The sequence below is a fragment of the Dehalococcoidales bacterium genome, assembly GCA_028717385.1.
Lineage (GTDB): Bacteria > Chloroflexota > Dehalococcoidia > Dehalococcoidales > CSSed11-197 > CSSed11-197.
This window is the reverse complement of record JAQUNW010000029.1, coordinates 1-13,326: the sequence shown is the minus strand read 5'-3', so window position 1 is coordinate 13,326 and position 13,326 is coordinate 1. Positions and strand designations below refer to the sequence as shown.

General features: G+C 40.1%; 10 protein-coding genes. 8 read left to right on the top strand and 2 right to left on the bottom strand.

The features are described from left to right. The 3 genes from PHX29_06050 to nuoB form a co-directional block, all read left to right on the top strand. Positions 1 to 1,225: proton-conducting transporter membrane subunit (locus PHX29_06050; GenBank protein ID MDD5605453.1), on the top strand; the 1,225-nt coding region annotated here is incomplete at its 5' end. After that, positions 1,225 to 2,799, top strand: a complete 1,575-nt coding sequence (locus PHX29_06045) for an NADH-quinone oxidoreductase subunit C (protein ID MDD5605452.1) — start codon at positions 1,225 to 1,227, stop codon at positions 2,797 to 2,799. The genes PHX29_06050 and PHX29_06045, both read left to right, overlap by 1 nt. A 6-nt stretch (positions 2,800 to 2,805) precedes the next feature. Next, positions 2,806 to 3,327 (top strand): NADH-quinone oxidoreductase subunit NuoB, encoded by a 522-nt coding sequence (gene nuoB, locus PHX29_06040; protein ID MDD5605451.1) that lies wholly within the window; start codon positions 2,806 to 2,808, stop codon positions 3,325 to 3,327. Positions 3,328 to 3,413: 86 nt separating this feature from the next. Here nuoB and PHX29_06035 read toward each other — a convergent pair whose 3' ends face one another. Further along, positions 3,414 to 3,737 (bottom strand): cupin domain-containing protein, encoded by a 324-nt coding sequence (locus tag PHX29_06035; protein MDD5605450.1) that lies wholly within the window; start codon positions 3,735 to 3,737, stop codon positions 3,414 to 3,416. A 714-nt stretch (positions 3,738 to 4,451) separates the two neighbouring features. On the opposite strand from PHX29_06035, the gene PHX29_06030 reads away from it, so the two are divergent. The 5 genes from PHX29_06030 to PHX29_06010 all read left to right on the top strand — a co-directional run bounded on the left by PHX29_06030 (position 4,452) and on the right by PHX29_06010 (position 12,272). Then, positions 4,452 to 7,004 (top strand): PAS domain S-box protein, encoded by a 2,553-nt coding sequence (locus PHX29_06030; GenBank protein ID MDD5605449.1) that lies wholly within the window; start codon positions 4,452 to 4,454, stop codon positions 7,002 to 7,004. 33 nt (positions 7,005 to 7,037) lie between these two features. Beyond that, positions 7,038 to 7,718 (top strand): response regulator transcription factor, encoded by a 681-nt coding sequence (locus tag PHX29_06025; protein ID MDD5605448.1) that lies wholly within the window; start codon positions 7,038 to 7,040, stop codon positions 7,716 to 7,718. Between the two features lie 539 nt (positions 7,719 to 8,257). After that, positions 8,258 to 9,055 (top strand): 2Fe-2S iron-sulfur cluster-binding protein, encoded by a 798-nt coding sequence (locus PHX29_06020; GenBank protein MDD5605447.1) that lies wholly within the window; start codon positions 8,258 to 8,260, stop codon positions 9,053 to 9,055. 12 nt (positions 9,056 to 9,067) lie between these two features. Further along, positions 9,068 to 11,305, top strand: a complete 2,238-nt coding sequence (locus tag PHX29_06015; GenBank protein MDD5605446.1) for a xanthine dehydrogenase family protein molybdopterin-binding subunit — start codon at positions 9,068 to 9,070, stop codon at positions 11,303 to 11,305. 10 nt (positions 11,306 to 11,315) lie between these two features. After that, positions 11,316 to 12,272, top strand: a complete 957-nt coding sequence (locus PHX29_06010; protein MDD5605445.1) for an FAD binding domain-containing protein — start codon at positions 11,316 to 11,318, stop codon at positions 12,270 to 12,272. 188 nt (positions 12,273 to 12,460) lie between these two features. On the opposite strand, the gene PHX29_06005 is transcribed toward PHX29_06010, so the two are convergent. Further along, a partial coding sequence (locus PHX29_06005) for a tail fiber protein (protein MDD5605444.1) occupies positions 12,461 to 13,326 on the bottom strand: 866 nt, incomplete at its 5' end.

Below are 13,326 nucleotides of genomic sequence, written 5' to 3'. Positions count from 1 at the left end.
GTATTTGCTGGCGGCCATATATTCCCGCGGTTACATAGATAGCCTGCTTAACCAAAAGGAAATCGACGTATCTTTGCTACCGGTTTTCTATGGCTCTTTTTGCTTACTAGAACTGGTTCTTATCATTGGGTTTCTATCTAATAACCTTGTTCTGTTATGGATATTTATTGAATTATCCACGGTATTTTCGGCCGTGCTTATAGTTACGTTAAAAGCCAAGGAAAACATCACCGCGGCACTTAAGTATGTTTTTATAGCATCAACTTCCATGCTGTTTTCTTTCATGGGTATTATCATCCTGTTTAGTCTCAGTCAGGAAGCAATTGTAGGCGGCAGCCTGAGTTGGACCGGCTTAATGGATAATGCCGCCAGCTTCAATCAGCCAGCTTTTAATGTTGCTTTTATCCTTGTGTTAATTGGTTTTGGAGCAAAATCTGGTATGGCTCCCTTTCATACATGGATGCCGCAAGCATATACCAAAGCCCCTTCAGTAGTGTCAGTGATGTATGGTCCGGTTCTAAACTTGGGGTTATTCGCAATTATCAGATTATTTGCAATTGGCGACCAGGTCGGTGACACCTGGCTGGTAACCTCCTCATTACTGTCAACCGGGGTTTTAACCATAGGTGTTGCTGCCTTCAGCCTGCTAGCCAGAACCAATACAAAAAAGGTTATTGCATATTCAGCTATTGAGCAAACAGGCCTTGCCCTGGTTGGTATGGGGTTAGCTAATCCACTGGCGTTATTCTGGGTAGTTTTTAATCAGCTTGCCCAGCCCTTTATTAAAGCCTTGCTCTTTTTCTCGGCAGGTATATGGCATAGACAGTATCTTTCTAATAAATACGACGTGGTAATCAAACCAATGCACTATCAGCCATTAGCCAGTACTGGGCTGATTATAGGTATAGCTGCAGCAATAGGTACACCTCTTTTGCCCGTTTTCCTGGTGAAATTCAACATATTGAGCGTGCTGGCCGCAAAGCCATTACTGTTTTTGCTTGTACTTGTTTTATTTATGGTTGTTGCCAGCGGTATGGGATATTATTTCCTTAGGATTTTCAACCAAAAAGGCAATTCGGACATTATTTTGTTTAAAACTCCAAACTCGATGAAGCTGCCGATTGCTGTATGTATTTTATTATTGCTAATCCTCGGTGTATATGTCCCATCATGGTTAACCAGTATTATCAATACGATTTGTGTTGAATTGGGGATGAGCATCTAATGGATATCTTGACAACCGGGCTAATAACCCATCTCGAATCCAAGCAGTGTAGCAGCCAGTTTGAACAGGGTGTTGGGGGAGAATACTACCTACATGTTCCTTATAAGGAAATCGGTGAGGCGATTGGATGGCTAGCCACCCGCAATGATTTGGCATTGATTGATATATGGGCAATTCTTAATCCCAATAAATCCAGCGTTAATCTGTTTTATGCTTTTGAACTTAGGTACCCATCTCCAATTCTGATTATCACCGTCAAAACTGAAACAAGCCAGGCACCTTCCATATGGGGACAGTTTCCAGTTGCAATATACTTTGAACGCAGATTAAACGATTTATTCGGCATGGAATTCACCGGCTCGCCTGATACCCGCAGGCTATTACTCCATGAAATCTATCCAGCCGATTTTCACCCCATGCTTGAATCTAATCCAAGATCATTGACAGTACCTCCAAGCCCCGGAATGACTTCAGAATATGCTTTTAAAATATTCGAGGGTGAAGGCATATATCAGGTTCCAGTTGGTCCTGTACATGCCGGAGTGATAGAGCCGGGACATTTCCGTTTTAGTGTTATGGGCGAGACTATATTTAATCTGGAAGCCAGGCTGGGATATAAACACCGTGGCCTGAATAAATTGGCAGAAGGCAAATCCGTTGATGAGGGAGTCAAGCTGGCGGAGACTGTGAGCGGTGATGAAAGCGCAGCCAATGCGTGCTGTTTCTCGATGGCAGTAGAGAAAATCACCGGTGCTGAACTACCCCGACGCGCTTGGGAGCTGCGAACGATTCTGCTGGAAATGGAACGCATATATTCCCATCTTGGAGATCTGGCTGGTATGCTGGTTGATATTGCTTATCCTGTAGGAGCTTCTCCCTTCTTTATTTTGAGAGAAGAAATGCTACGCTGGAATGCAGCATTCACCGGCTCCCGGTTCCTGAAAGGCGCCATTAAACCCGGAGGAGTAAATCGGGATATCGATCACCAGGCTCTCCAGGATTTTAAACGCTATTTGGATAATTTTTGCCGTCAAATCGAGTCGGCATTATCCACAGTTAATGAAGCCGCAGGAGTCATTGACCGTTTCGATACTACCGGTATCGTATTGCCCATGCTAATAGCCCCACTTTCCCTTAGCGGCCCGGTAGCCCGCGCATCCGGTTATGATGGCGATACGCGACAATTACACCCATATAGTATTTACAATGAATTAAAATACAAGGTGCCGGTAAAAACAACCGGTGACGTTCTAGCCAGATTCAAGTTAAAGTCAGAGGAGATATTTTCTTCAGTCAATCTGATAAGAGATCTTATAGCCAACTGTTCATCCGGACCGGTGTTCCTGGATTTCCACCCAAAATCCGGACAAGCCCTGGCCATGATTGAAGCACCGCGAGGACGCAATCTGCACTGGCTGAAGTTAAAAAATGGCAACATTGAACGTTGGGAAGTATTAACTGCCTCCTTCTGTAATTGGTTAGCGATTGAACATGCTGTTATAGGTAATATCATTCCGGACTTTCCGGTAATCAATAAAAGCTTCAACTTATCTTATGCGGGTAATGATCTGTGAAGAAAAATGTTTAAAATTATTAACAATATTATCAGAAAAAAATTATCACCAGACTTAAAAACACAAACAGGCGAGTTTGAAAACCTCGGTCTTGAACTAAAAGAACATATTTCCAGGGTTTTTGGCCGAAGTCTGGCTATACGTGAGCTTGATTCGGGCTCCGACAACTCTGTTGAAATAGAAATTAATAACCTTACTACACCGCATTATGATATCGGAAGGTTTGGCGTCAGCTTTGTAGCTTCCCCCCGCCATGCAGATGTGATCCTAATTACCGGCGCAGTAACCCTCAATATGCAAAATGCCGTGCTTAAAACTTATGATGCAATGCCACGCCCAAGCTGGGTAATAGCCGTTGGAGACGATGCTTGTAATGGAGGCTTACTTAGTGAAAGCTATGCCGTCCTGGGTGGTGCGGACAAGATTTTGCCGGTAACTTTCAAAATCCCGGGGGACCCGCCGACACCACTGGAGATCATGCGCGGTCTAGTGGCATTTATGAAAAACATTCGTCAGCAAAAAGCATAACAGCGGCGGCTATCATTTTTGAAGATTTCTCAAAAGCTGGTTCTTGTACAGAAATCAACCGCATTTATTTTGTAGCAATATTTAAGTTATTTTTTATAGTTTCTTGGATGCGGTGCTTTTACAACCATGAATTCCAGTATTTCGTCATCGGAGTTACTGACATTCATCCTGGTATCAAATGGAATATTTACAATCTGCCCATAGGTGTATATATGGACATCCTGATCATCGAGCTTCAGGGAAAGCTTGCCTCGCATTACGATCATATATACATTGGAGTTTGAGTAATGCTCGGGCAGGCTCGCATCTTTAGGTAAAATCATATGGTTGATCTGAACCGGATCATCCTGAATTATTTGTTCGATTGTTTTTTCTTCCGTGGTGGAATATGTATATATTTTTTCTATCATGGTTCACCTGCCGTATTGTTTATTATCCCGATCTCCTTCATTATAAAGATTCCTGCGAAAAACCGATAATAATGCAGTGCTCACTCGTAATGTATGTGTATTAATACTTATTCTTTTAAAGCAGATTCCAGGACTTTCAATGCTGACCTGTTTTGAACGCGTCGTGTTCTGTGTTCCATTTCACCCTTTGGCTATCGAAAGAGTTGCGGAATATTTACTGTAAGCCGCTGGTTTCGTAAGTGAAAAAATATCAAAACGTGTTTAGGCCGAAGGTTTTAATCCGCCAAAGCAATTGTTTAGATTAACTATTTAAGCTTTCCTGTTACTGTTCCGCTGTTTCGGGAAAATAAAACCAGGCTTATCACTGCCCTTGCTTGGTTTTTCTATAGCTTGCGTCGTTGTTTTAGAAAAGATCAGAAGTATACGTTTTTTTATGACAATTTTTCAGTTGATAGCTATACAATTCAAGAAAACACTTATCCTGATTAGTAACGCTTGTATAGTTTCATTATCGATCGGTAAATGAGGACATTTTCCCTGAACAGTTAGGGAGTGACAAGATCGTAGAACAATAACACAACATCGTTTTGTTATTGACAACTTGGGCATGACAGATTAGCATAAACGGCAATTATTTATTTATTTCGACTCTATACATATAAATAATAGGCAAAACGGCTCTGTATAACTATAAGTAACATAAGGTTGTGAAAATTGATTAGCCGCCATTTAAAAAATAGTGAGCAAATTACACCTTTTAAAACGTGCTCCGGTAATGGAAATAACTTAGATGGATTTAATAGAATTGTAGACTACCTTCCCCAAGGTATTCGCATTATTAGCACTGATTATACAGTGAAATATATAAATCCATCATTTTCCAAGTTATCCGGCGTAAAATTGAAAGAAGCTATTGGCAGAAAATGCTACGAAGTATTTCCTTCTCCTTTCTGTAACTCACCTCAATGCCGTTTAGTCAAAATACTAGCGGGTGAAAAATCCGTTCAAGCAGAAATTGAAAGAACGAGTAAAAAAGGGGTAATTATCCCCTGTATGGTATCTGCTTTCCCCATGTACGATGCCGGCAATAATCTTGTAGGGATTATGGAATCATTTCGGGATATAACAGACAAGAAAGTACTGGAAGAGAAGATAGAAGAAGCAGAGGATCACTACAAGGCAATAGTAGAGCTCAGCGGGGAAGTCGGCGAAGGCATCATGATGCTTGAGGATATAGATAACAAAGAAGGGGCTATAGTGTTTACCAGCCCTCAATGTCTCCGAATAACTGGCTACACAGAAAAAGAACTGGCCATTAAAAGTTTTTTTGAATTAATTGATGGCGACGAAAGAAAAGCTGCCCTCGAAAGACACCGAAGAAAAATGAGAGGCGAGTCATTGCCAGGTTTGTATGAGGTTTCTATCACTCGCAAAAATGGCACTAAAATACCAATTGAATTAACGAGTGCAGTTACTCATTACAAAGGTAATCCTGTTAATGTAGTTTATATAAGAGATATTTCTGCGCGGAAGAATATCGAAAGTCGGCTAGAGGAATCTACGAATTTATATCAAACAATAATCAACTTAGGAAACCAAACAGGCGTAGCTACAGTAATACTCCAAAATATCGGCGGTACAGAAGGAAAATATGTATTCGTAAATGATCTCTGGATTGAAATAAGCGGTTATTCTCAACAAGAACTATTTGAAATGTCTGCCTTTGATCTCATAAGCCCGGAGCATATTGACGATGCGAAAAGAAGATATAGAGACGTTATGAAAGGATGCACTTTTCCGAGATTATTTGAAGGAGAATTTGTCTCAAAACAAGGAAAGAAAATCCCTGTTGAAATAACGATTGTGCCTATTAAATATTTTTATCAAGCATCAGCCCTTGTGAATATAAGGTGTATTATCGAACGAAAAAGATCCGAGATAGATCTAAAGCTAGAGCGTGATAAATATTTTGGGTTGTTTAATAATGCCCCGATAGCTATCTGGGAAATCGATTATTCAAATGTAAAAGCTTACTTTGACTTATTAAAAACGCAGGGAGTGACAGACTATCTAAGTCATTTTACAAATAAACCGAATGATGTTTGTTATTCATTTGAACAGATGAGAGTTATTGCGGTTAATAAAGCTTGTTTAGAGTTATACGACGAGGATAACGCACAAAACATACTGGAAACTATTATAAAAAAATGGAATGATAAGAGTTTATCAAAAAACACTCGCCCTGATTTTGATGCATTATTAAGGAACAATGAGCCTCTAAACTTTTTTGAAGGAGAAATATACAGATTCGCCATGTTGGCTGAAGGTCGTACGCGTTTCGAATATAATTCGGAATATTATACGAAGAAAGGCGAATGTAAATATAGACGGGTCATAATGGCAGTCGTTCCCGGTTGCGAAGCTACATTATCGAAAGTGTATAGCATATTACAAGATATTACAGAGACAATTAGAGCACAAAGAGAACTCTTTAATCATAAAAACCATCTTGAAGAGTTGGTTCAGGAACGAACAAAAGCGCTTGAGCTATCACAACAATATCTAAAGCAGGAAATTGAAAAGCGTATACAATTTACACATGCTTTGGTCCACGAACTCAAGACACCACTTACTCCTTTGATGTCAGCCAGCGAATTCCTCGTGGATCATTTAAAAAAAGATGAACCTTCACAACAATTCGCTAGAAACATCTTTAATGGCGCCAAGAATTTAGAAATCAGAATTGATGAAATGATGGATATGGCCAGAGGTGAGTTGGGATTGCTCTCATTAAAATACCAATTAGTTAATCCTGTCACAATTATCAAAGATATCATTAATTATTATCAACCGCAAATCTCCAAAAAGAAACAAACAATTACGTTGAATGTTTTAAACCCCATCCCATCGCTCTATTTGGATATACAAAAAATACACCAAGTTATTTCCAACGTCCTGGATAACGCGCTGCGTTTTACAAAACGGAATGGTACAGTTACCATCTTAGTTAAAACTAACGATAACAAGCTTGTTATCGAAATAGTCGATCACGGCAAAGGGATGAGCAAAGATTTTCGACAAGAACTATTTGAACCAAATTTTCAAACACACAACATCGAAAACTTGAGTGGCTTGGGTATAGGTTTGGCCTTATGCAAAATGTTTGTTGAGTTGCACAAGGGCAATATTTGGATACTCAGTGCTGAAGGACAAGGTACCACTGTAGGATTTTCCCTCCCGCTATTAACAAGCCCTGCCGATATTTAATTTTGAAAACCGAATAAAAGAAGTGCAATTGCAATGAAGATATTAATAATAGAAGATGATAGCATAATTGTTGAAAATATTGAGTTGACCTTACATGTAGGATGGCCGGAAGCCGAGTTAATCTGGACAGGACTGGGCGAAGAAGGTATCGAACTTGTCGAATCGCAATCTCCAGATTTGGTTATTCTTGACCTTGGACTTCCAGATATAAATGGCTTTGAAGTGCTCAAATCTATTCGTCTTTTTTCTAACATTCCGGTTGTTGTGCTAACAGTGCGTGAGGAAGAAACTTCAGTAGTCAGGGCTTTTGAATACGGCGCAGATGAATATCTGAATAAACCATTCAGGCAAATGGAATTAGTTGCCAGGCTAAAATCTCTGGCCAAACGAAAGTCTTCAACCAGTTTGGAAGGTGAAAAATGTGGACCTTTTTTATTCAGTTTTTCTGAACAGATAGTCAAATATGGGAAGATTACCATAAACTTGTCCAGAATAGAAATGCTTATTTTGCATCATCTGGCAATAAACCAAGGAAAAACAGTCACATACGCGAGCATCGCCAGGACAATTTGGCCTAGCGACTACCCTGGTTATAAAAATGCAATTCGAGTATTTATTAGACAATTAAGGGAAAAAATTGAAAAAGATCCTGGGAATCCTCAAATCATACTCAACAAACCCAGGCTGGGATACCTTATCCCCAAAGATATCTGATTTTTTTATAAATTACACGTCCTGAGAATTCACTGGCGCTAGCTAATCGGGTGCGTCATTACATCCTCTGAAGAAATTCAAAAAACAACGTTTCTATACTTATTAGTAAAGCCTGATATTTTTCGGTCTGATTATTAGCTAATTCTAACAATCCCCTATCTATTCTAACCAGTTTTCTAATTATCACATGCTACACTTCCTTAATTGATATTGTTAATAGACATAAACTATTTCTATTGCAACTGATTATACATTTAAAAGGTTTAAGCATTAATGGATAACTCTAGAAGCACTATAGCTCTAAAAAAGACTACCAAATCCCGGTTGGATAAATATCGAGCTCCAGGCCAATGTTATGATGGTTTCCTTTGCCAACTGATCGACATGTGGGAAGAGACACATAAAAAACACATGAGCATATAAAAAACATTAATACTTATACATACCAGAATTAAATAATCCTGATGAGGAGGTGGTTAATCCAATATATCAATCTATAAACGTAATCAAATGGAAAAGAATAATAGAAAGGAAAAATTATGTTTGAAGAAAACAAAAAAAGGCCAGGAACTCTATCTCGAAGAGATTTTCTTAAAGATGCCGGGATTATGGTTGGTACCACAGCCGTTGGTTCGGCTTTTTTTCTATCTGCCTGTGGTAAAGAGACAGAAATAACCAAAACAATCACCACCACTGTACCCGGTTCAACCATTACAACAACAATACCAGGTGCTAGTACTACAATTATCCCTACCTCTACAGAAGAAACAGTTAAATATTTATGCCCGGTTTGCGATGGAGAATTTGAATCCTTTATTAATCTTAAAACTCATTTTGAATTGGAACATTCAGATGAAGGTCAGATTGTCCAAAGAAAAAACTGGGTAAATATTAATATTAACAAGCAGCCATACGAATTGAAAGTTGAACCAAATTGGACATTGCTCAAGGTTCTCAGGGAGACTGTGGGGCTGACAGGAACAAAAGTATCCTGTGATGAAGGCCAATGTGGCATGTGCACAGTGTTAAAAGATGGTGCCCCAGTACTATCATGCTTGTTGCTCGCCATTGAATGCGATGGCGCAAACATCACTACTATTGAAGGTATAGCTAGCAAAGAAGCTCTGGACCCGATTCAAGAAAGTTTTTTATACCACAATGTACCACAATGCGGATTCTGCCAACCTTCGATGATACTCATAATCAGAGATTTGCTTAATAAAAATAATGCGCCCACTGAAGAAGAAATTCTCGGAGCCATCTCTGGCGTACAATGCAGATGTGGAACATATCCAAGGGTTGTAAAAGCAACACAAAGCATTCTGGCTAATACTTAAGGAGGTAATAATATGGTTTCAGATAGTAATTACATTTCACAAAACATACCAAACGTTGGGGGCTTGAGCCAGCGTGACATAGTGCTAGGTAAAACAAAATATACAGCTGACATTTATTTACCCGACGCTCTACATGTAAAAATTCTTAGGAGCCCGTATGCTCATGCAAAGATAATTAGCATTGATACTAGTGAAGCTGAATCCTTGCCAGGTGTCGTTGATATTATTACAAAAGATAACACACCTGAAGTGCTTCACTGTGATGAGCTCTACCAAACAATATACCAAGATTACTGCCGAGATGGTTTTGTATTCAATGACACAGTTAGATGGGTCGGAGAAGATGTCGCCGCTGTATTAGCAGAAAGCTCTGAAATCGCTGAAGAAGCAATAGAAAAAATTAAGGTCACCTATGAAGAACTTCCTATTGTAACTGATGCGGTTGAAGCATCTAAGGCAAATAAGTCTATATTACACCAAGAATTGAATGACATTGGTCCAAGAAAATCAGCACATCAAGGTGATCCTGACAATGGATTTAACAACGCAGATTTAGAATTCAGTTGTACGATTGATTGTCCAAATGAGCAACATTTCCACCCGGAAAACTATATATTCATGTTCAAGTGGGGAGAAGATGGTTGCCTTAATATGTATATAAGCTCGCAGAGCACATATTGGCCTTCTTACAAGGTGTGGCACAGGTTAGGCGTTACAGCTAGAACAATTTGCCACCGAATAGGTTGCGGTTTTGGTAATAAATGTGCTCGTGGTGGAATGAAAGGAATGTATATTGGCGCAATGCTGGCGATGCGGAATATGAACCGCCCAATTAGGCTTGAATACAGCCTTCGCGAATGCGGTGCGGGAGGCTCAAGCAAGCAAAGCCGATATATAACCGATATCGAATATGCTCTTAACAATGACGGTCAAATTCTTGCTGAACGTAATAGCCTAATTCAAGATCAGGGAGCATATCAATTATATCCGGATATGTTGATGCCGATAAATGGAAACTACACCATAGCTTATACCCCAAACTATCACGGTGATGCTGTCTCTGTCTATACCAATGATGCCCCAGGTACGATGATGCGCGGAATAGGAGGACATCATTCATGTAACGCCAGGGAGACTTCGATGGATATGGCAGCTGAAGAGCTTGGCATGAATCCAGTTGATTTCAGACTAAAAAACAAAGAGCAACTTCCTTATACTAATGAGAACAGCTTTGAACAAGTAATAAATACAGGGGCAAGTGAGTTCGGTTGGGGAAGTAGATGGAAAGGCTGGAACCAGCCATCATCTGTTAACGGCTCAAAGGTAAGAGGTGTAGGTGTAGCTTTAGGACAACAGTCCGGAGCCTTTGGTACTGCAGCAGCCGCAGTAACAATAAGTTTTAATGGTACCGTTAACATATTAGCCAACTCGATGGATATGGGGCAAGGAGTATGGGACGCAGAAAGAATAGCAGTAGCTGAAACATTAGGCGCCGACCTCAATAAAGTATTCAGGCACGCACCTTCCGATTCTTTCGCAGCTCCAACGTCATCTGAAACAACGGCTAGCAGAGGCGCATGTTTAAACGTAAACGCAGTCACTGAAGCAGCAATCGATGCGAGAAATAAGCTATATGCTTTTGCAGCTCAGCAAATAGGAGCAAAAGTAGAAAAAATTACTTCTGCGAAGGGATACATTTACTCACTTGATGACCCTAGTAAAAAGTATTCTTTTGAAGAAATCATGTTAAAAAAATCATATTTTAGCATTACTGGCGAAGGTATATGGGACCAAAAAGCTCCACCTAAAGTGAACGCTAATGCTCTATTCGTTGAAGTTGAAGTAGATGTAGATACGGGGGATCTAAAAGTCATTGAGGCAGTTACAGTACATGATGTCGGCAAAGCTATCAGTAGAGATAATGTGGAAAAACAAATGGAAGCTGGCGTTATATTTGGCCAAGCCTATGGAACTGCAGAGATTTTGAAAGATAAAAATACTGGAGTGCATCTTAACGATGATTATCTCGGGTATCGTATTCCTTTATCATTGGAAATACCAAAAATTAAAACCATTATTTTGGAAAATTTTTCGGAAACCGGTCACTGGGGCGCTAATGGCATAGGAGAACCGGTTTGTTGTTCAATGGCTGCCGCATTAGGCAATGCTGTAAGAAATGCTATTGGTGCTAGAATCACTGAATACCCAATAACTCCAGAAAAGATATTAAAAGCTTTAGGCAAAGCATAAGGAGGTTCGCATGAAATATTTTAAACATCTGAACGCTGCTAGCCTTGATGAAGCAGTAAACGAACTAAAAAACCAATATGGATATGTAAATGCAGGAGGGACTGATCTTATTGGCGCATTGAAGAATAAAGTATTTAACACATATCCGGAATCAATTGTAAACATTAAGAATATACCTGACATGTCCTATATAAGGGAGGAAAGTGGTATTCTGAAAATAGGTGCCCTGACACATCTTTCCGAGATTGAAGCTAATACAAACATCAAAACAAAATATACCGCTTTATACGAAGCAGTACGCCTTGTCGCTTCACCCCAGATCAGGAATGCCGGAACCATCGCTGGCAATATTTGTCAAATTAATAGATGTTGGTATTTTAGAAAAACCAACAATCGATTTGATTGCTTAAGGAAAAACCCAAAAGGGATGTGCTACGCTCTCACTGGGGATAATCGTTACCATTCGATATTTGGTGCTAATTCTGGTTGCGTGGCAGTAAATCCAAGCGATGTTGCACCGGCTTTAATTGCTTTAAATGCCTCTATAGTGACAACCGAAAGGGTGATTCCTATTGATGAGTTTTTTACTACAAATGTTGCACCTAGAGGTGTTGGTTCAACTATTCTTGAAGATTATGAAATAGTCAAGGAAATTCAAATACCAACATTTACAGGCAAAAGTTCCTTTTTAAAATTCGCTCCGAGAAAATCCATCGAATTTCCGGTTGTCAATTGCGCTGTAGCTATTCAAAATAGCATCTCAAGAATATGCCTTAACGCTGTATCACCTGTACCACGCAGAGCCGTTGCCGCTGAGGAAGTCATTAATGGAAAGCCCATCGATGAAAAGACTGCTGAATCAGCAGGTTTAGCTGCTGTGTCAAGTGCCATGGCGCTAGCAAACAATAAATACAAAATCCAAATAGCTAAAACTCTAGTCAAGAGGGCAATTTTAAACTGCGCGTAGTAATTGCATGTCATGTAAATAAACGGGAGCAACTATGATTACTCCCGTTTATTTATTAATACATCATACCAATTGGCAGGCAGTCTATTTTCTGATCAGTGTTTATATCACGTCGCCCTAGATCTATCTTAAATTGCTCCCGCCATTTTTTGGTTAAACAGCGACAGCTGCCTCTAACGCCTTACCAATCACTGATGTTGAGGGTATATCCCTCCTTCAGCAACTATGTAGTAATTTGCCCCAGCCACAGGAGGCGCTATTTCTGACATATTCGGCAGGGCAAAAGACGTATGCCCGTCTCCCCCAAATCTGTTTCCAAGCAAATCATATAGAAAATAGTTCATGTCTATGGAAAGAGTTCTTCCGTCACAGGGGAGAAGGGCAGATGGCATGTACTGGTCAAGGTTTTTACCGAGTACAATTTCACCCATCCAGTAGTCTGAGGAGTTCCAGCTTGTTGCCGGTAAAGCAAAGTAGTCTATTTCTCCATCAAGGTAACCGTTAAAATTTGGGTATGAACCATTTGTAGATATATGAAACTTCAGAAGGCTCGGAGCGGATATATCATCCAGGTCTGGAAGAGCGAAAACTGTTTCCCCATCTCCGCCGAAGGTAAAGCCCAGCAAAGCATGCAAAACCTCATTCCCGGCTACCGGCCACTGAGAACCATCGCACAGGGCAGAAAAAGCCGGGGTATATGTGTATGGATACAGCTTAATCTCCCCTAAATAAGTTTGTGACCACATCGATCGGGATTTTTCTATTTCAAAGGGGAAGGCTTTATAAATAACCGGTTCAACTGATTGTGTAGTAGGGGGAGGATTTTCAGTCTTGGTATGGGTCGGGAAAGTGATAGTTGAAGAAGTGTCGCGGATATATATCCTGGCCGCAACAACATCCCGGTCAGGTTTGGGAGTAGCAAGCATTACGGTAGTATAATCAGCTGTGCCGCTCGATTTAATGGCTTTAAAGTGATGTAACCATTTCTCGCCGGATTCCGATTTCTGTATTTCAAGACCTAAATAAGTGAGAAATTCAGTTGCATACTCCCGTA